Origin of the sequence: Pseudomonas sp. G11, from assembly GCF_029457515.1 — a bacterium.
In the GTDB taxonomy this organism is placed as follows: Bacteria; Pseudomonadota; Gammaproteobacteria; order Pseudomonadales; family Pseudomonadaceae; genus Aquipseudomonas; species Aquipseudomonas gorinensis.
The window spans coordinates 1,832,242-1,851,942 of the sequence record NZ_CP120377.1 but is presented as its reverse complement, the minus strand read 5'-3'; the positions used below and the strand labels follow the sequence as shown (position 1 = coordinate 1,851,942).

18 protein-coding genes are annotated in these 19,701 nt (G+C 61.6%); 6 read left to right on the top strand and 12 right to left on the bottom strand.

From position 1 onward, the window contains the following. The first annotated feature begins 88 nt into the window (after positions 1 to 88). The 4 genes from P2T68_RS08400 to P2T68_RS08385 all read left to right on the top strand — a co-directional run bounded on the left by P2T68_RS08400 (position 89) and on the right by P2T68_RS08385 (position 5,788). Positions 89 to 1,786 carry a molecular chaperone HscC gene (locus tag P2T68_RS08400; protein ID WP_069075422.1) on the top strand — a complete coding sequence of 566 codons (1,698 nt, stop codon included), beginning with the start codon at positions 89 to 91 and terminating at the stop codon, positions 1,784 to 1,786. 10 nt (positions 1,787 to 1,796) lie between these two features. Beyond that, positions 1,797 to 3,410, top strand: coding sequence for a J domain-containing protein (locus P2T68_RS08395; RefSeq protein WP_277379238.1), 1,614 nt, complete (start codon positions 1,797 to 1,799; stop codon positions 3,408 to 3,410). A 143-nt stretch (positions 3,411 to 3,553) separates the two neighbouring features. Continuing rightward, on the top strand, positions 3,554 to 4,804 hold the full coding sequence (locus P2T68_RS08390) for an OprD family porin (RefSeq protein WP_024073915.1): 1,251 nt from the start codon (positions 3,554 to 3,556) through the stop codon (positions 4,802 to 4,804). A gap of 84 nt (positions 4,805 to 4,888) precedes the next feature. After that, on the top strand, positions 4,889 to 5,788 hold the full coding sequence (locus P2T68_RS08385) for a polysaccharide deacetylase family protein (RefSeq protein WP_277379237.1): 900 nt from the start codon (positions 4,889 to 4,891) through the stop codon (positions 5,786 to 5,788). On the opposite strand, the gene pcaC is transcribed toward P2T68_RS08385, so the two are convergent. The 11 genes from pcaC to pcaR form a co-directional block, all read right to left on the bottom strand. Further along, positions 5,789 to 6,181, bottom strand: a complete 393-nt coding sequence (pcaC, locus tag P2T68_RS08380) for a 4-carboxymuconolactone decarboxylase (RefSeq protein ID WP_277379236.1) — start codon at positions 6,179 to 6,181, stop codon at positions 5,789 to 5,791. Between the two features lie 216 nt (positions 6,182 to 6,397). Continuing rightward, complete coding sequence (gene pcaD / locus P2T68_RS08375; RefSeq protein WP_024073912.1) at positions 6,398 to 7,189, bottom strand: 3-oxoadipate enol-lactonase; 792 nt, start codon at positions 7,187 to 7,189, stop codon at positions 6,398 to 6,400. Positions 7,190 to 7,199: 10 nt separating this feature from the next. Then, a complete protein-coding gene (locus P2T68_RS08370) occupies positions 7,200 to 8,564 on the bottom strand; it encodes a 3-carboxy-cis,cis-muconate cycloisomerase (RefSeq protein ID WP_277379235.1) in 1,365 nt (454 codons plus the stop codon). A gap of 10 nt (positions 8,565 to 8,574) precedes the next feature. Further along, positions 8,575 to 9,870, bottom strand: coding sequence for an MFS family transporter (locus P2T68_RS08365; protein WP_069075419.1), 1,296 nt, complete (start codon positions 9,868 to 9,870; stop codon positions 8,575 to 8,577). Between the two features lie 137 nt (positions 9,871 to 10,007). Further along, positions 10,008 to 10,574: a protocatechuate 3,4-dioxygenase subunit alpha gene (gene pcaG / locus P2T68_RS08360; protein ID WP_024073909.1), complete on the bottom strand. Its 567-nt coding sequence runs from the start codon at positions 10,572 to 10,574 to the stop codon at positions 10,008 to 10,010. Between the two features lies 1 nt (position 10,575). Next, positions 10,576 to 11,280 carry a protocatechuate 3,4-dioxygenase subunit beta gene (gene pcaH / locus P2T68_RS08355; RefSeq protein WP_069075418.1) on the bottom strand — a complete coding sequence of 235 codons (705 nt, stop codon included), beginning with the start codon at positions 11,278 to 11,280 and terminating at the stop codon, positions 10,576 to 10,578. Positions 11,281 to 11,297: 17 nt separating this feature from the next. Next, positions 11,298 to 12,503 (bottom strand): 3-oxoadipyl-CoA thiolase, encoded by a 1,206-nt coding sequence (gene pcaF / locus P2T68_RS08350; RefSeq protein WP_172831375.1) that lies wholly within the window; start codon positions 12,501 to 12,503, stop codon positions 11,298 to 11,300. After that, positions 12,500 to 13,279, bottom strand: a complete 780-nt coding sequence (locus P2T68_RS08345) for a CoA-transferase subunit beta (RefSeq protein WP_024073906.1) — start codon at positions 13,277 to 13,279, stop codon at positions 12,500 to 12,502. Before P2T68_RS08345 ends, pcaF begins: the two co-directional genes overlap by 4 nt. After that, complete coding sequence (locus P2T68_RS08340) at positions 13,279 to 14,136, bottom strand: CoA transferase subunit A (RefSeq protein WP_102624934.1); 858 nt, start codon at positions 14,134 to 14,136, stop codon at positions 13,279 to 13,281. The genes P2T68_RS08345 and P2T68_RS08340 overlap by 1 nt, the downstream gene beginning before the upstream one ends. A gap of 266 nt (positions 14,137 to 14,402) precedes the next feature. Beyond that, positions 14,403 to 15,743 carry an MFS transporter gene (locus P2T68_RS08335; RefSeq protein WP_069075415.1) on the bottom strand — a complete coding sequence of 447 codons (1,341 nt, stop codon included), beginning with the start codon at positions 15,741 to 15,743 and terminating at the stop codon, positions 14,403 to 14,405. A gap of 141 nt (positions 15,744 to 15,884) precedes the next feature. Then, entirely contained in the window at positions 15,885 to 16,727 is an 843-nt protein-coding gene (pcaR, locus tag P2T68_RS08330) for a pca regulon transcriptional regulator PcaR (RefSeq protein WP_024073903.1), read from the bottom strand. A gap of 525 nt (positions 16,728 to 17,252) precedes the next feature. Between pcaR and P2T68_RS08325 the strand changes: the two genes are divergently transcribed. Next, complete coding sequence (locus P2T68_RS08325; RefSeq protein ID WP_003172389.1) at positions 17,253 to 17,453, top strand: hypothetical protein; 201 nt, start codon at positions 17,253 to 17,255, stop codon at positions 17,451 to 17,453. Positions 17,454 to 17,785: 332 nt separating this feature from the next. Further along, positions 17,786 to 19,261, top strand: coding sequence for an inorganic phosphate transporter (locus P2T68_RS08320; protein ID WP_024073901.1), 1,476 nt, complete (start codon positions 17,786 to 17,788; stop codon positions 19,259 to 19,261). Positions 19,262 to 19,448: 187 nt separating this feature from the next. Here the strand turns inward: P2T68_RS08320 and ccoM are convergent, their stop codons facing one another. Continuing rightward, positions 19,449 to 19,565 (bottom strand): cytochrome c oxidase subunit CcoM, encoded by a 117-nt coding sequence (gene ccoM / locus P2T68_RS08315; protein WP_024073900.1) that lies wholly within the window; start codon positions 19,563 to 19,565, stop codon positions 19,449 to 19,451. Between the last annotated feature and the right edge of the window lie 136 nt (positions 19,566 to 19,701).

Here is a 19,701-nt window from a genome sequence, read left to right as displayed (position 1 = left end):
CCCACGCTCTCCCGCCTTGCTTTCCGCTCAACCTTTCAGGGTAAAATCTGTCACAGATTCTTACAGACCACAGAGGGAGCTTGTCGTAATGATCGTAGGAATCGACCTGGGGACCACTAACAGTCTCGCTGCAGTCTGGCGCGGTGATACCGCCGAAATGGTGCCCAATGCCCTGGGCCAGTTGCTGACCCCAAGCGTGGTCGGGCTGGACGACCAAGGCCGTGTCCTGGTAGGCCAGGCCGCCAAAGAGCGCCTGCACACCCACCCGCACCTGACGACCTCGTTGTTCAAGCGCTACATGGGCAGCGCCACCGAAGTGCGCCTGGGCGACCGCTCGTTCCGCCCCGAAGAACTCTCGGCGCTGGTGCTCAAAAGCCTCAAGGAAGACATCGAGCGCACCTACGGCCAAACCGTCACCGACGCGGTGATCAGCGTGCCCGCCTACTTCAGCGACGGCCAACGCAAGGCCACGCGCATCGCCGGTGAACTGGCGGGGCTCAACGTTGAAAAACTGATCAACGAACCGACCGCCGCGGCCTTGGCCTACGGCCTGCATCAACGTGATAAAGAAACCTCGTTCCTGGTCTTCGACCTGGGCGGCGGCACTTTCGACGTGTCGATCATCGAGCTGTTCGACGGGGTGATGGAAGTACGCGCCAGCGCCGGCGACAACTTCCTCGGTGGCGAAGACTTCGACACCCTGTTGCTCGAACACTTTGTCGACAGCCAACGTAACGCCACGGGTTTCCCGCCCACCAGCACTGTGCTGCAAGCCCTGCGCCGCGAAGCCGAGCGCGTGCGCAAAGCCCTGGGCCAGGATGACAGCGCCGAATTCGCCCTGCGCGTCGACGGCCAGCAATGGGTGAAGACCATCACCCAGCAGGAACTGGCCAAGCTCTACACGCCACTGCTGGAACGCCTGCGCGCACCGATCGAACGCGCCCTGCGCGACGCGCGGATCCGGGTCGGCGACCTGGATGAAATCCTGCTGGTGGGCGGTACCACGCGCATGCCCCTGGTACGTAAGCTCGCCGCTGGCCTGTTCGGGCGCTTCCCTTCCATCAGCCTCGATCCCGACCAGGTGGTGGCCCACGGCGCGGCGATCCAGGCCGCGCTCAAGGCGCGCTCCGCCGCCCTCGAAGAAGTGGTGCTGACCGACGTGTGCCCCTACACCCTGGGCATCGAAATCTCGAACCAGTACGGCGGCTATATCGAAAGCGGCCATTACCTGCCATTGATCGAACGCAACAGCAGCGTGCCGGTCAGCCGGGTCAAAAACGTGGTCACCCTGCGCGATGACCAGACCCACGTGCTGCTGAAGATCTACCAGGGCGAAAGCCGTCTGGTCAAAGACAACATCGAGCTGGGCCAACTGGATATTCCGGTGCCCAAGCGCAAGGCCGGCGAGGTCTCCCTGGACGTGCGCTTCACCTACGACAACAACGGCCTGCTGGAAGCCCAGGTGAATATCCCGCTGACCGGCGAGCAGCATTCGCTGGTGATCGAAAACAACCCCGGCGTGCTCAGCCCGCAGGAGATCCAGCAACGCCTGCAAGCCCTGGCGCAATTGAAGGTTCACCCACGCGACCAGCAGGTCAACACCGTGCTCGTCGCCCGCCTCGAACGGCTCTACCAGGAAAACCTCGGCGAACTGCGCGAACAGCTCGGGCATTGGGCGGCGCAGTTCCAGCAGGTACTCGACACCCAGGACGAACGCCGCATCCGCGATGCCCGCAGCGAACTGACCCGTCAACTTGAGCAACTCGACAACGGGTTCTGGCGCTGAGGGAATACCGATGGATTGCTGGAACGTACTGCAACTGCCGGATGACGCCGACGAGCGCAGCATCAAGCGCAGCTATGCGCGGCTGCTCAAAAGCTACCGCCCGGACGACGATGCCCAAGGCTTCCAGCGCCTGCGCGAAGCCTATGAACACGCGTTGAGTGAAGCACGCTGGCGGGCGGATAACGAAGGGGAAGAACGCGTCCAGGCGCCCGTAGCCGAAGCGGTCTACGGAAACCTGAACGACCTGGCCGAACTGATGGACGTCAGCCCCGTCAGCCCCGCGTCCCTCGAAGCCCCCACACCGGACGCGGCGCAGGCATTGCTTGGCGGCCTTAACGCGCACAACCTCGATGAACGCTGGGCGCAGGCTCGGCAACAGGGCTGCACCGATGCATTCCAGGCCGGGCTGTTGCGCCATTGTTTCGAAGCACCGGGCGAACGCAGTGCCATCGTCGGTTGGGCCGTGCAACACCTGGAATGGCTGACCCCCTGGCAGCAGGTGGCCATGACCCCGTGGCAATACGAAGCGCTGACCGGCGAGCTGCTGCAAGACTACCGCCGCACCCTGCAGGAACTGCTGGAGCAAAAGGCCGAGCGCGAGTTCATCACCCAGCTCACTCAATACACCAACCAGCCCTGGCTGCGGGTGTTCGACCTGCAACAGCAGTGGCAGCGCATCGTCCTGCACCTGCTGCATGACACCCAATGGAGCGTGCCGCTGTTCGAGCGCGTGTGCCAGGCATTCGGTTGGGACGACGAGAAAGGCGTGTACCCGGAACCGGCGTGGATGTGGCGCGAATTGGTGTCGCGTTGCGAGCAGGAAAGTTTCTTTGCCAACCTGCAGGACAAGGCTCAGGATCTGCGGCGCACATCCCCGGATGCGTTGGCGGCGCGTCTACTGCTGACGCCCATGTCGGCCACGCAACACAAACGCATGATCGACGGCTTTGGCGAAAACGAATGGAACGCCTGCCAGCACCTGGCGCAAGTATTGACCTGGCGTTACCCGCAGTTGGCTGAACGACTGCCCCACAGCGATCTGTTCTTCTGGCGCAAATTCGTGCCCCGGCCGATCTACACCCAGGTGTTTATCCGGCTGTGGGCCATCTTCGCCCTGGGGCTTGGCCTGAGCATCGCCCACGCTAAGCCAGACAGAATGGACGGGATGTCGCTGGTCATTTTCATGCTGATGGCGTTCGTGCCGGCGGCCGTTGGCTTTCGCGTCACCCAAATGTGGGCCGGGATGAGTTCAACCTATCGGGTTCTGGATGTGTGGCTGAGCCAGTACCTGATCCCCAAGCGAATCAACCCCAATGGCTACTGGCTGGTCATTCGCCACGGGGTACCGCAGGCGATCATGCTGGTGGCCTGCGGCTTGATGCTCGGCGTGCTGGGCATGTTCACCTACGCGGGCATGGTCCTGATCAACCTGTTGCACAAGACGCGTATCGGTCAGATGAGCCAGAAATTCAGCGAAGGCTACCCGTGGCTGAACGGTTTGCACTGGGCCTTCTGGAGCCCCCTGCAAGTGGTGTTCCTGGTGGTGATGGTGGCGCTGATCGTCGCGGCGCAACACTACCTGCCGGCGGTGCCCTGGACCCACTTCGACCTGCCCAAACGATAACCCGCAAATGCCGGGCCCCAGCGCCCGGCAACTTGCGTTCGATCATCGCCCAAAACCCGCCCAGCCCCACTTTCATCGCCCCCACAACGCCCCGCACCATGGCCGCCACCTGCATAACCCCCAATAACAACAGGTCCAACGCCATGAGCACTTTTCACCCTCGCCAGCTGTTGCTGGCTACCGCTGTCGCCAGCCTTGCCCTTCCCGTCGCCGCCGAAGAACACGGTTTCCTGGAAGACGCCAATGCCAACCTCAACCTGCGCAACTTCTTCTTCAACCGCAATTACACCAACCCTACAAAGGCCCAGGGCGGTGCACAGGAGTGGACGCAGAGTTTCATTCTCGACGCCAAATCCGGGTTCACCCAGGGCACCGTAGGGTTTGGCGTGGATGTGCTGGGCTTGTACTCGCTCAAGCTCGATGGCGGGCGCGGTACGGGTGGCACCCAGCTGTTGCCGCTGGACCACGATGGCCGCCCTGCGGATGAATTCGGGCGTCTGGGCGTGGCGTTCAAGGCGCGTATGTCCAAGACCGAACTGAAGGTCGGCGAGTGGATGCCGGTGCTGCCGATCCTGCGCGCCGATGACGGCCGCTCGCTGCCGCAAACCCTGCGTGGCGGGCAGATCACCTCCAAAGAGATCGACGGCCTGACCCTCTACGGCGGCCAGTTCCGCGCCAACAGCCCGCGTGACGACAGCAGCATGAGCGACATGTCGATGTTCGGCAAAGCCGCGTTCACCTCGGACCGCTTCAACTTCCAGGGCGGCGAATACCTGTTCAATGACAAACGCACCCAGATCGGCCTGTGGAACGCCCAGCTCAAGGACATCTACAGCCAGCAGTTCGTCAACCTGATCCACAGCCAGCCCATTGGCGACTGGACCCTCGGCGCCAACCTCGGGTTCTTCTATGGCAAGGACGACGGCAGCGCTCGCGCAGGCGACCTGGACAACAAAACCTGGTCCGGTCTGTTCTCCGCCAAGTACGGCGGCAACACCTTCTACGTCGGCCTGCAAAAACTCACCGGCAACAGCGCGTGGATGCGCGTCAACGGCACCAGCGGCGGCACCCTGGCCAACGACAGCTACAACTCCAGCTACGACAACGCCCAAGAGAAGTCCTGGCAAGTACGTCACGACTACAACTTCGCCGCCCTCGGCGTGCCCGGCCTGACCCTGATGAACCGCTATATCAGCGGCAGCAACGTACACACCGGCACGATTACCGACGGCAAGGAATGGGGCCGCGAGACCGAACTGGGCTATACCGTGCAGAGCGGCGCGTTGAAAAACCTCAATATGCGCTTGCGCAATTCCAGCATGCGCCGCGACTACAGCAACAACGAATTCGATGAAAACCGGTTGATCGTCAGCTACCCGATAAGTCTGCTGTAAACCGGCGCCGTACTTACGGTATGGTGCGCGCCTGCCGCCACTGAGTTCACTCAATGGCGGCCTCCAGACGAGCCAGCCCACACCATGAAATCCTTCGTCCTCGCTTCCCTCCTACTGAGCCTGGCCTTGAGCCTCGGCGGCTGCATCAGTGCGCCCATCGCCCTGACACCGCAGACCGAACAGCGCCTGCAAGCCCAGGCGCCGATCCGCTTCCTGCTGACCTTCGATGACGGGCCCAGCGCCTCGGGCTACAACAACCCGAGCCGTTCAGTGTTGGCTGACCTGGCAAACAACCCGGTGTTACCGGGCATCAAGGCGGTGTTCTTCCTGCAGACCGAAGCGGCCCGCTCCGGTGGCAGTGCGCGGGGCCGCAAGACCATGGAACGTGAATACGCGGGTGGCCATGTCCTGGCGTTCCACACGGCCACGGCTTTTCACACCAACCATCGCTGGCTGAGCGATGCAGAGCTGGAACGCACCCTCAGCCAGGGCGCAGCCGACATTGCCGGGATCACCGGCACGCCGCCGACCCTGGTCCGCCCGCCATTCTGGAACTACGACCGACGCACCTATGCCGCCTACCAGCGCCATGGCATGCAGGTGCTGTTGACCGACTTGAGCGCCAACGACGGCAAGATCTGGGGCTTCAACGCCAGCCCACGGCGCCGCGCCAACCTGTACCGGCAACTGTCAGTGGTGCGCGAACGTATTGCCCTGGGCGAACTGCCAACGGTGGACGGCGTAATACCGGTGGTCGTGACCTTCCACGACATCAACCGCTACACCGCGCGGCATCTGCAGGAGTACCTGCAGATCCTGATGGACAGCGCGCGGATCAACGGTATCAAGACCGCCGCCGAACCGTTCTACACCGACCATGCCGTGCTGGAACGCGCGGCGCTGGCGCGTACGGTCAAGGATGTGAACGAACCGGTGCATCTGCCGGGCGTATGGAATTGGGTATGGGATGCCGACGCCCACTGATCACTCCCGCGACTCGACACCCAACTCATCCCATACAGACTCCGCCAGGTGAAACGTGGCATTCGCTGCCGGAATCCCGCAGTAGATCGCGCTCTGCATCAGCACTTCCTTGATCTCAGCACGGGTTACCCCGTTGCTGGCGGCGGCGCACAGGTGCAGCTTGAGTTCTTCACTGCGGTTCATGCCGATCAGCATGGCAATGGTGATCAGGCTGCGGGTATGCCGTGGCAGGCCGGGGCGGGTCCAGATATCACCCCAGGCGTGGCGGGTGATCATTTCCTGGAACTCGCTGTTGAACTCAGTCAGGGCGTTGAGGCTGCGGTCGACATGCGCATCGCCCAACACTTCGCGGCGCACTTGCAGGCCATCGGCATAACGTTGTTTCTCGTCCACAAAAAACTCCTGGTTCAATTAGATTTCAACTCGATCACCTGTGGCGAGCGGGCTTGCCCCGCGTTGGGGCGCGAAGCGGCCCCAAATCAGGTGCCACGGTCTGTCTGAAATAATTCGGCGTCCGTATTGGGGCTGCTTCGCAGCCCAACGCGGGGCAAGCCCGCTCGCCACAGGAAGCGCGCTCGCCACAACAAGCCGCTCGCCACAACAGCGGCCTCAGCGGGCCAGCAGGAATTTGATCACCCGGTCACTGAATGCAGCGCCGGCCTGCACATTGGACAGGTGCGCGGCGTAGAACTCGGCGTACTCGGCGCCCTGCACATGGTGCTGGATAAAGTGACCACCGGCCGGTGGGGTGACGGCATCTTCGGTACCGGCAATCACCAGGGTGGGCGCCTTGATCTTCGACAACTGCTCACGGAAATCCGCATCACGCACGGCGGCACAGTTGGCCGCGTAACCTTGGGGCGAAGTCGCGGCAAGCATATCGGTGATCTGCTTGGCCTGGTGCGGGTTGGCCGTCGCAAAATCGGCGGTGAACCAGCGTGCAATCGATGCATCGCGCAAGGCCACCATGGCTGCCGCGCCGTCGCGCAGGACCATCTCGATCCGTGGGTTCCAGATCTCCGGCGTGCCGATGCTGGCAGCGGTGTTGCACACCACCAGGCGCTGCAAACGCTCGCCTGCGTTAATCCCCAGCCATTGGCCGATCAGGCCCCCCATGGATAGCCCGCAAAAATGAGCGCGCTGAATATCCAGCGCATCCAACAGCGCGATCACATCGTGGCCAAGCTGCTCGATGCTGTAGGGCCCCTCGGTGACCAGCGATTTGCCATGCCCGCGGGTGTCAAAACGCAGTACGCGAAAATGCTGGGTAAAGGCCGGGATCTGGATGTCCCACATGTGCAGGTCGGTGCCCAGTGAGTTGGACAGCACCAGTACCGGTGCGTCGATAGGCCCGTCCAGTTGGTAATGCAGTTCGCCTTCGGCGAGTTGTACAAATGCCACAGTGGCCTCCTCAGGCAGTCAATGCAAAGTGTTCGGTGACAGCGCGGCTGACCCAGGTATGGGCCTGGCCCAGGTAATGCGCCGGGTCGAGCAAGCGGTCCAGTTCAGCCGCCGAGAGTTCGGCAGTGACCTGCGCTTCGTCCGCCAGTACCGCACGCAGGTGGCGACCTTCTGCAACGGCGCGCTTGCAGCATTGCTCCAACAGATGGTGCGCGGTATCGCGGCCCAGGCGTTGGGCCAATACGATGCTGACGGCTTCGGCCAGCACCAGGCCCTGGGTCAGGTCGAGGTTGTGCGTCATGCGCTCGGGGTCGACTTCCAAGCCTTCGCTCACCAGTAACGCCTGTTGCAAGGCGCCGGAGACCAGTCGGCATATTTCCGGCAGGGTTTCCCATTCGGCGTGCCACAAGCCCAGGCTGCGTTCGTGCTCCTGGGGCATGGCACTGAACATCGTCGCCACCAGGCCGGGCACGCGGGTAGCGGCGCTGATCAGCACAGCGGCGCCCACCGGGTTGCGTTTGTGGGGCATGGTTGACGAGCCACCTTTGCCCGGTGCCGATGGCTCGAACACTTCCGCCGCTTCGGTCTGCATCAGCAGGCTGAGATCCCGTCCCAACTTGCCGAGGCTGCCGGCGATCAAACCGAGCACGCTGGCCAGTTCCACCAGGCGATCACGCTGGGTGTGCCAGGGTTGCTCCGGCAAGCTCAGTTGCAATTCGGCGGCCAGGGCCTCGGCTACCGGCATGGCCTGGACGCCGAGCGCGGCCAAGGTGCCCGAGGCGCCGCCGAACTGCAGCACCAGCAGGCGTGGCTTGAGTTGCGTGAGGCGCTGGCGACTGCGCGTCACCGCGCCCAGCCAACCGGCGATCTTCATGCCCAGGGTGACCGGCGTCGCGTGCTGCAGCCAGGTACGCCCGGCCAGCGGTGTGGCGGCATAACGCTGCGCCTGGGCGGCGAGAACGTCGCCCAAGCGCGCCAAGTCCGCTTCGATCATTGCCACCGCGCGCCGCAACTGCAAAACCAGGCCGGTGTCCATCACGTCCTGGCTGGTCGCCCCCAGGTGCACATAACGCTCGGCACTCGGGTCTTCAGCGGCAATCAACTTGCCCAGTGCCTTCACCAAGGGAATCGCCGAATTACCCGCGGTGGCAATCGCCACCCCAAGGGCATCCACGTCATACAGCGATGCCAGGCACGCCTGGGCAATCGGCGCCACGGCGGCCTGCGGGATCAACCCAACCCGGGCCTCGGCCCGCGCCAACCCGGCTTCGAAATCCAGCATGCCCTGCAAGCGTCCCTGGTCGCAGAACACCTCGGCCATGCTGTCAGCGGTGAAGTAAGCGTCGAACAATTGGTTGCTCGTGCGCAGTGTCATAACTCATCCCTTACAGATCGTGGTGCAGGTACGCCGCCTGTTTTGGCAAGCGCAGGCTGAACAGGAACGCCACCGCCATCATGCCGGTGACGTACCAATAGAAGGTGTTTTCCATGCCCATGGACTTGAGGCCCAAGGCTACGTATTCCGCCGAGCCGCCGAAGATCGCGTTGGCCACCGCATAGGCCAGGCCCACGCCGAGGGCGCGCACTTGTGGCGGGAACATTTCGGCTTTCACCAGGCCGCTGATGGAGGTGTAGAAACTGACGATGGCCAAGGCCAGGGTGATCAATACAAACGCCAGGAACGGGCTACTGATGGTTTTCAGGCTGAGCAGGATCGGCACCGTGCACAGGGTCCCCAGGGCGCCGAACCACAGCATCGAGTTACGCCGGCCGATCTTGTCAGCCAGCATGCCGAACAGCGGCTGCATGCACATGTACAGGAACAGCGCGCCAGTCATGATGTAGCTGGCGGTCTTGGCGTGCATCCCGGCAGTGTTCACCAGGTACTTCTGCATGTAGGTGGTAAAGGTGTAGAAAATCAGCGAACCGCCGGCGGTGTAGCCGAGCACGGTGATAAACGCGGCCTTGTGGTCACGGAACAGCGCGGCGATGCTGCCGGCGTCCTTGTCTTCACGCATTTCTTTGCTGGTGGTTTCTTTCAGGCTGCGACGCAGCAGCAGGGAGATCACCGCCGCGATGGCGCCAATCACGAACGGAATGCGCCAGCCCCAGGCGCGCAGTTCCTCTTCGCTGAGGATCTGTTGCAGGATCACCACCACCGACACCGCCAGCAGTTGCCCACCGATCAGGGTCACGTACTGGAAGGAGGCGAAGAACCCACGCTGGCCCTTGAGCGCGACTTCACTCATGTAGGTTGCGGTGGTGCCGTATTCCCCCCCCACCGACAAGCCTTGGAACAGCCGCGCCACCAGCAGCAAGGCCGGCGCCCAGGCGCCGATATCCTTGTAGGTGGGCAGGAAGGCGATGACCAGGGAGCCGGCGCACATCATCAGCACCGAGATCATCATCGAATTCTTGCGCCCGTGCTTATCGGCAACCCGGCCAAACAGCCAGCCGCCGATGGGTCGCATCAGGAACCCGGCGGCGAATACGCCAGCGGTGTTGAGCAGTTGGACCGTAGGGTCGTCCGAGGGGAAAAACGCAGGGGCAAAGTAAATGGCACAGAAGGCGTAGACGTAGAAGTCGAACCATTCGACGAGGTTGCCGGAGGAAGCGCCGACGATGGCAAAGATCCGTTTGCTGCGTTCTTCTCCGGTGTAGTGACTTGTCGTTGTTGTCATGTTTTTTCACTCAGTGGGAACGGTTATAGCCTAGACATACTTTGCAACAACCATGTTCCGCAAGCAGACATTTGAGTACTCAGTGCCTGAACCGGCCCTATCGGGGGCAAGCCCCCGATAGGGCCCTGACAAGCGACTCAATAATCGAAAAACACCGTTTCCTTATCTGTCCCTTGCAAAATCACATTCCACTGATACACACCGTCCGCATCGGTCTTGGCAATCAAGGTACCCCGCCGCTCGGCAGGCACACACGCCAGCAACGGGTCATCCCCGTTCAACGCCTCGCCGTCAAAATAGATCCGCGTCAGCAAATGCTTCACCAGGCCACGGGCAAACACCAGTACCACCAGGTGCGGCGCCTGGGTGGTGCCTTTCAGCCCCGGCACACTGCCCGGCTTGATGGTGGTAAAGCGGAACCGCCCTTCGGCGTCCACCGGTACGCGGCCAAAACCTTCGAAGTTGGGATCGACAGCCTTGTCCTGCTCATCTTCCGGGTGGTCGTATTTGCCGGCGGCATTGGCCTGCCAGACTTCGAGCATGGCGTCGTTGACGACATCACCGTTGCCGTCCACCACCTGCCCGCTGATCGCCACGCGTTCGCCGAGGGTGTCGGCGTTGGCCAGGGCTTCGCGATTCAGCCAGGTCAGGCCAATGTGGTAATACGGCCCGACGGTGTGGGACGTGGTCGCATTGAGTGTCATCTCATTTCTCCATCGGCGTGGCATCACGGCCACGCAGGACGATGTCCCAGCGGTAGCCGAGGGCATAGGAAGGAATGGTTTTTTCCAGATCGAAACGCGCGATCAGGCGCTCTTTGGCGCTGGTGTCCGGCACGCAGTTGTAGATCGGGTCGTATTCCAGCAGCGGGTCGCCGGGGAAATACATCTGCGTGACCAGGCGCGTCAGCACGCTCGGCCCGAACAGCGAAAAGTGGATATGCGCAGGGCGCCACGCATTGTGGTGGTTACCCCATGGGTAGGCGCCGGGCTTGATGGTCTGGAACTGGTACCAGCCGTCGGCGTCGGTAACCGTGCGCCCGGTGCCGGTGAAGTTCGGGTCCAGCGGCGCGTCGTGCAGGTCGCGCTTGTGGTTGTAGCGACCGGCAGCGTTGGCTTGCCAGATCTCCACGAGGATGCCCGGCACCGGCAGGCCGTTTTCATCCAGCACGCGACCGTGAATGATGATGCGTTCACCCAGGGGCTCGCCGTCGTGTTGGGCGGTGAGGTCGTTATCCTTCTCGCTGACTCGCTCGGCGCCGATGGTCGGGCCGGTTATTTCCGACAGCGAATGGGGCAGGAACACCAACGGCTTGGACGGCGAACGCAGGTTCGTCGACTGGTAGGGCGGGTGCAGGTACTCAGGTTGGGTGCCCGCTTGAGGGCGCCGGTAACCGGGCTTATCAGTCATGGAGCTGTCCTCTCTTATTAGATGCGTTCAATCGCCAGGGCCAAGCCTTGGCCGACGCCCACACACATGGTCGCCAGGCCTTTGTGGCCACCGGTTTTTTCCAACTGGTGCAAAGCCGTCAACACCAACCGTGCACCGCTCATGCCCAAGGGATGGCCGAGGGCGATAGCGCCGCCGTTCGGGTTGACCTGGGGCGCGTCGTCAGCGATGCCCAATTCACGCAGCACCGCCAGGCCTTGGCTGGCGAAGGCTTCGTTGAGTTCGATCACGTCAAAGTCGGTAACCGCCAGGCCCAGGCGTTCCACCAGCTTGCGCACCGCCGGCACCGGACCGATGCCCATGACCCGTGGCGCGACACCGGCACTGGCCATGCCCAATACACGAGCGCGGGCAGTGAGGCCATGTTTTTTCACCGCATCGGCGGACGCCAGGATCAGCGCGGCGGCACCGTCGTTGACGCCAGAAGCATTACCGGCGGTGACGGTCTTGTCCGGGCCGTTCACCGGTTTGAGCCGCGCCAGGGTTTCCAGGGTGGTGTCTGCGCGTGGGTGCTCATCCTGATCGACCACGGTTTCGCCTTTTTTATGGGCGACCCGCACCGGCACGATTTCTTCAGCGAAGTACCCGGCCGCCTGGGCGGCAGCGGTACGTTGCTGGCTGCGCAGGGCAAAGGCGTCCTGGTCGGCGCGGGACACGTGGTAATCATCGGCAACGTTATCGGCGGTCTGCGGCATCGCGTCGACACCGTACTGGGCCTTCATCAATGGGTTGATAAAGCGCCAGCCAATGGTGGTGTCTTCCAGCTTCATGCTGCGCGAGAACGCTGCATCGGCCTTGCCCATCACGAAGGGCGCACGGGACATCGACTCGACGCCGCCGGCAATCGCCAACTCCATTTCACCGCTGGCAATCGCACGAAACGCGGTGCCGATCGCATCCATGCCCGAGGCGCACAGCCGGTTGAGGGTCACACCGGGAATGCTTGAAGGCAGGCCTGCCAGCAATAGCGCCATACGTGCGACGTTGCGATTATCCTCACCCGCCTGGTTGGCGCAGCCGAGGAATACTTCGTCGACCGCGCTCCAGTCCACCGAAGGGTTGCGTTCGATCAGTGCCTTGATCGGCAGCGCCGCCAGGTCATCGGCACGCACCGTGGCCAAGCCCCCGCCAAACCGGCCGATAGGGGTACGAATCGCATCACAGATAAAGACGTCACGCATCAGGCTTCTCCCGGTGCTTGGCCGTGGGCGGCGGCGGTGCGAGTTTCCAGATCACGCAGCGCGGTCAGTTCGACCTCGGTGGGTTCCTCGGTGGTATCCACCCGGTCGGCAAAGCGGATGGGCCAACCGGTGGCCGCCACCACTTGCTCGCGGGTAACGCCAGGGTGCAGTGCAGTGACCACGAACTCATGGGTGCCCTCTTCCGGCTCCATGATGCACAGGTCGGTGATAATTCCGACGGGGCCGGCACCCGGCAGGCCCAGGCGTTTGCGCGAATCGCCGCCTTCGCCGTGGCCGACGGAGGTGATGAAGTCCAACTTGTCGACAAACGAACGCGACGACTGCTTGAGGATGATCAGCACGCTCTTGGCCGAGCCGGCGATTTCCGGCGCGCCACCGGCACCCGGCAGGCGTACCTTGGGCTGGTGGTAGTCACCGACCACGGTGGTGTTGATATTGCCGAAGCGGTCGACCTGGGCTGCACCGAGAAAGCCCACGTCAATGCGCCCACCTTGCAGCCAGTAGCGGAAAATCTCACCGGTCGGCACGACCGTGTCAGCGGTTTCCGCCAGCTCGCCATCACCGATAGACAGGGGCAGTACGCTGGGCTTGGCGCCAATCGGACCGGACTCGTAGATCAGCACCACGTCCGGCGACGAGGTCAGGCGCGCCAGGTTGGCCGCCTTGGATGGCAGGCCGATGCCCACAAAGCATACCGAGCCGTTCTTGAGGCGGCGGGCGGCGGCGACGGTCATCATTTCGTTGGTCGAGTAAGCCATTACTTGGCCTCCTGCGCGGTAGCCAGCTTGGCCTGGAATTCACTGAAGTCGGCAGTGCCATGGATGTATTCATCGATCCAGGCGGTAAAGGTCCCACGATCGCGGGCGATTGGATCCCACGCTTGGTAGAAACGATTGTCACGCTCGTTGTAGCCGTGGGCGTAGGACGGATGCGCACCACCGGGCACATGGCACACCGCGGTCAGGGCCCAGGTCGGCAACACGCAGCTGTTCATCGGCGCGTTCAAGTCGTCGACGATCTCTTCCACGGTGACGATGCAGCGCTTGGCGGCCAGGGCCGCTTCCTTCTGCACGCCGAGAATGCCCCAGAGCAATACGTTGCCCTTGCGGTCAGCCTTTTGCGCGTGGATCACGGTGATGTCCGGACGCACCGATGGCACCGCCGCCAGCACTTCGCCAGTAAAGGGGCAGGTGACGGTCTTGATCAGCGGGTTGACCTTGGGCAGGTCGGAACCAGCGTAGGCGCGCAGTACCGCGAACGGCAAGCCAGAGGCACCGGCGACGTAGGCATTGGCCAGGTCGGCGTGGCTGTGTTCTTCGATTTCCAGCGGCTGCGGCCATTGCTTCTCGACCGCGTCACGCAGGCGGTGCAAGGACCCCACGCCGGGGTTGCCACCCCAGGAGAAAATCAACTTGCGTGCGCAGCCGGCACCGATCAACTGGTCATAGATCAGGTCAGGCGTCATCCGTACCAGCGTCAGGTCTTTCTTGCCCTGACGAATGATTTCATGACCTGCCGCCGTAGGGATCAGATGGGTAAAGCCTTCGAGGGCGACGGTATCGCCGTCATTCACGAAGCGCTTGACCGCATCACGCAAGGTGAGAATTTCAGCCATGGGGTTGGGCTCCCGGTGTTGATCGTAAAAGGCGCTGAGGTGGCGCCGAAGTGCTTGAAGATTAAGCCGGGGAAATGGGCCAAACAATCCGATAATCGACTCAGCGTTCGATTATCGAACAGATTGTTACCTCGCTAATCATTCAGCCAAACGCGGTCAACGTGGGAGGAGGCTTGCCCCAGAGAGCGGTGTATCAGCCACCCGATGTATTGGCCGCCCCACTGCTGTCGGGGCAAGCCCACTCTCACATTTGAGCGTGCCAGGCCTCAGGTTGCGTCGGCGTGGCTGACCATGCCCTTGATCACCACCGCAGCCGTGGCCAATGCCGCCGGGATCACCAGCGCCGTGAGTACCTGCTCGAAATTCCAGCCCAGGCCCAGCAAGGTGGCGCCCATCCAGGCCCCGAGGATCGCGCCGAAGCGGCCGATGCCGAGCATCCAGGACACACCGGTGGCGCGGCCCTGGGTCGGGTAGAAGCGCGCAGCCAGGGACGGCATCGCCGACTGCGCGCCGTTGACGCACATCCCGGCGATCAGCACCAGGGTCGCGAGCAACGTGATATTGCCCAGGCTCTGCCCTACCGCGTAGGCAAACACTCCGGCCAGCAAGTAGAAAGTGCCAATGACCTTGTGGGGATTGAAGCGGTCCATCGCCCAGCCCACGCCCACCGCGCTCAATACACCACCAAACTGGAACAACGCACCGATAAACGCTGCCTGTTCCATGCTGGCGCCGCTGTCGCGCATCAGGGTCGGCAGCCAACTGGTCAGCAGGTAAACGATCACCAGGCCCATGAAATAGGTGAGCCACAGCAACAAGGTGCCAGCGCTGTAGGTGCCGGAGAAGATCACCGCAAACACGTTGCGCGCCTTGACGGTTTTTTGCTCGGGGACACTGAAGGCCATGGCCTGGGCGACAAGGCTGGGTTCAATGGGTGACAGGGTCTTGCGCACCTTGTCGGTGCCGCGATTGCGCACCACCAGGTAACGCGCCGATTCCGGCAGCCACACCAGTAGCACCAGCGCCAGGATCAACGGCAAGATTCCGCCGATCATCAACAGGCTATGCCAGCCGAATGCCGGAATCAGCTTGGCGGAGATAAACCCGCCGCCGGCCATGCCCAGGTTGAAGCCGCAGAACATGCTGGTGACCAGCAGCGATTTATGGCGCTCCGGGGTGTATTCCGAGAGCAGGGTCGTGGCGTTCGGCATGCCGGCCCCCAGGCCCAGCCCGGTCAGGAAGCGCAGCACCAGTAATTGATCGACATCGGTGCTGTAGGCCGAGGCCAGACTGAAGGCGCCAAACACCAGCACGGCCCCCACCAGCACCACTTTGCGCCCGAAGCGGTCAGCCAGTGGCCCGGAGCCCAAGGCGCCGAACACCATGCCGATCAATGCGGCACTCATCACCGGACCGAGACTGGCGCGGTCGATGCCCCAGTCCTGGGACAATGCAGGCGCGATAAACCCCATGGCAGCCGTGTCGAGGCCATCGAGGAAGACAATCAGGAAACACAGGATCACCACGCGCCACTGATAACGTGACAAGGGTTGGGCATTGATAAAGGCCTGGACGTCCAGTGTGGTGCCGACAGAAGGTTGATTCATTGTTTTTATTCCACACCGATGGCGGGCTGACGACCTGGGGTCGTCGTTATTATTGTGGCGCTAGAGCGCTGCCGCACAGTAATAAGCCAGGGGAAACACCGTCAATTCATCAAACCGGGATCTGTGCGGTCACCGAACAGCTTAAGCAAACAATTGCGCACTCAACTCGCGGCTGGCGCTGAGCATGCTCGGCAGGAAGCGCTGCTCCAACTCGCTGCGGCTGACCCGCCCGGCGTGGGTACTGACGTTCAACGCGGCCAATACCTGGCCCGAGGCGTCGTACACCGGTACGGCGATGGAGCGCAGGCCCTGCTCCAGCTCCTGGTCGACGATGCACCAGCCCTGCTGCCGTACTTGTTGCAGGCATTCGAGCAAGGCTTCGGGGGTGGTCAGGGTGCGGCTGGTCTTGGTTTGCAGGTCGGCGTGGTCGAGGTAGTCCTGCAGCGAGGCGTCATCCAACGCGGCAAGCAGGATGCGGCCCATGGACGTGCAATATGCCGGCAAGCGCCCGCCCACCGACAGGTCCACGGAAATCAGGCGCTGGGTCGTGGCGGAACGGGCTATATAGAGGATGTCGTCGCCCTCAAGGGTCGCCATGTTGCAGGCTTCGTGAAGCTGCTCGCTCATACGGTCCAGGTAAGGTTGCGCAGAGACCGCCAGGGGCGTGGAGGACAAATAGGCATGACCCAGGGTCAGGACTTTGGGCAGCAGCGAATAAGTACGCCCATCGGTGGTGGCGTAGCCGAGCTTGATCAGGGTGTGCAGGCAACGTCGCACGGCGGCGCGGGGGATTTCGGTGCGGTGACTGATCTGGGCGATGGTGAGGTGCCGCTTGCGCTCCTGAAACGCTTGCACCACGGCCAGGCCACGGGCCAGGGAGGTCATGAAGTCTGGATCACCGGTAAACGCCTGGATGCGCTTGGCGGGCGAAGCCACGATCGGCGGCGCCGCTGACGCGAAGGAGTTGCGCAATTGATCGTTCATTTCCGGATCCTTTCTCTTATTTTCAACCGCTGGAAGGGTTGGTCACTATTGAAAGCCGTGCCAGACGCGAGGCACAAGCTTGGGCCAACAACATTGGGCGATTATCGGACGATCATTCGATTATCGCAATCAACCTGGACGTAGAGAAATATCGGACAGGCCGCGACAACTTTTACAAGAGCGCAAAAATGATGGCGCCGGTTTTCCAGCGAAATACTGACGCGTACATGTAACAAAACTCTCACAGCAAGTTGACGTTTTTTAACTTTATGGTGATAGAGTTATTCAAATGCGCCGCTATAATGCAACCTGTGCAGAGGTCAGCCCGGTATCACTATCGGGATCGGAGCTCGCAGGCGGTGCATGCGGAACGCGTCGCCGGTTATCACTACCGGTTTAACGAAGTCACCTTTGGTCAATTATTCAAACTTGAACAGTTTGACTGTTCAACATTGAAATACGCCGAGGGCAATTTTCAGCTCCACCGCTGCACGGTAATTAAACTCAACTCAATTAGGTAGCACTGTGACGAAAGATGAACTGCGCGCGGAACTTGAGCGCCAGGAGCAACGTTACAAGGACGTTTACGGCGGGGAAGTCACCACCTACGCCGCCCAGCCTGAGCCAGAACGCAAGCCATGGCGCAAACGAGCCAGTCTGCTCGATCAGGCCTTTGCCCAGGAAATCCAAAAGATTGAACAGGAACTCAAGGCCGAAGAGCCATAAGCACTTCGGTTCGAGTCCTCAGGGTCTTGCTGTCTCTGCCGGCTTATTGCCGGCGGAGGGCACCTTGCATGAGCCTCCACGGCTCAGCACCCTGCCGCCCCAGGGAAATTTCGTACAAATGTTTCAGACATGACGATAAGGTGACAAAACCGCACCTTTTCAGCTGTGCGCTTTATAAATCAAAGACTTGCCAAAGCCCCGAAAAGCCTGGGATGAGCACCTTTTGCCCGTGTTTTTTCAATGAAGATTGTTACCAATGAGCAGCTAGTGCATCGATTACCGAGGTTTTCTGGCATAATCGCGCCCCCTTACGACCGGGTCAGAAAACCTTCATGATCGATTTATTCAGCGGACTGGATGCTTGGGTTCTCGTGAGCCTGTTGCTCGCCCTGGCCTTTGTCCTCGCCTTCGAGTTCATCAATGGCTTTCATGACACCGCTAATGCGGTGGCCACAGTCATCTATACCAAAGCCATGCCGCCGCACCTGGCCGTGTTCTTCTCCGGGGTGTTCAACTTCCTCGGCGTGTTGCTCGGTGGTGTCGGTGTCGCCTACGCCATCGTGCACTTGCTGCCGGTGGAGTTGCTGATCAATGTGAACACCGGCCATGGTTTGGCGATGGTCTTCTCTTTATTGGCGGCGGCGATCACCTGGAACCTGGGCACCTGGTACTTCGGTATCCCCGCCTCCAGCTCCCACACCCTGATCGGTTCAATCCTTGGTGTCGGCCTGGCCAACGCCCTGATCAATGACATTCCCCTGGCTGACGGGGTGAACTGGCAGAAAGCGATCGATATCGGCGCCTCCCTGGTGTTCTCGCCGATGGCCGGCTTCCTGGTTGCCGCCCTGGTGCTGCTCGGCCTGAAGTGGTGGCGCCCGCTGTCGAAGATGCACAAGACCCCGGACCAGCGCCGCAAGCTCGACGACAAGAAACACCCGCCGTTCTGGAACCGCCTGGTCCTGGTGATTTCCGCCATGGCCGTGAGTTTCGTGCACGGCTCCAACGATGGGCAGAAAGGTATCGGCTTGATCATGCTGGTGCTGATCGGCATCGTACCGGCACAGTTCGTCCTCGACCTGGGCAGCACCACCTACCAGATCGAGCGCACCCGCGACGCCACCGTGCACTTGAATCAGTTCTACCAGCGCAACCACGAAACCCTGGGCGAGTTCCTGGCCTTGGGGAAAAGCGTGAAGGATGACTTGCCGGGCAAGTTCCGCTGCAACCCGCAGCAGACCGAGCCGACCATCAACGCGCTCGTGGACACCTTGAAAGGCGTTTCCGATTACCACTCGCTGAATGCCGACCAGCGCATAGAGGTACGTCGCTACCTGCTATGCCTGGATGACACCGCGAAGAAAGTCGGCAAGCTGCCGGGCCTGGATGCGCGTGAGAAGTCCGACCTCGACAAGCTGCGCAAAGACCTGACCGCCACGACCGAGTACGCGCCGTTCTGGGTAATCCTCGCGGTCGCCCTGGCATTGGGCCTCGGCACCATGGTGGGTTGGAAGCGTGTGGTACTGACCATCGGTGAGAAGATCGGCAAGCAGGGCATGACCTACGCCCAGGGCATGTCGGCGCAGATCACCACCGCCAGCATGATCGGCCTGGCCAACATCTTCAGCCTGCCGGTTTCGACCACGCACGTACTGTCTTCCGGTGTCGCCGGCACCATGGTTGCCAACAAGAGCGGCCTGCAAGGCGGTACCGTAAAGACCATCCTGATGGCCTGGGTGTTGACCCTGCCAGCCACCGTAGGCCTGTCGGCCGGGTTGTTCTGGTTGGCGTCCAAGGCACTGGGTAGCTGATAGCCAACCCGCAAAAAATAAAGGTGCGACCTGCGAGGGTCGCACCTTTTTTTATGCGTGTGTCCCGTCCTTAAACTGCTACGCCACCGGACTCAGTTCAAATGGGGTGTTGATTAAATCGCAGGCAAAAAAAAGGGCGACCGAAGTCGCCCAAAATGCCTTGCGTGCTCATGTAATCCGGAAAAACTTATGGTTTTTTACGCTTATGTGCGTCTTTCCAGATAAAAAATCCAAACCCTACAAAAAACATCACCATGAGGCTTACAGTCAGCACCCCGGCGAACACCACATTATCGAAAAACATGACCGGCCTCCTGCACTTGCCCTGTTGCGATAGGGCTAAGTTAATGGAGAAGGCACTCTGGAAAATTGACGAGGATCAATGTCGCCCTCAACGGGGCGTAAAGAAGGGTAATAACTGACCTGCATCAATAAATGCA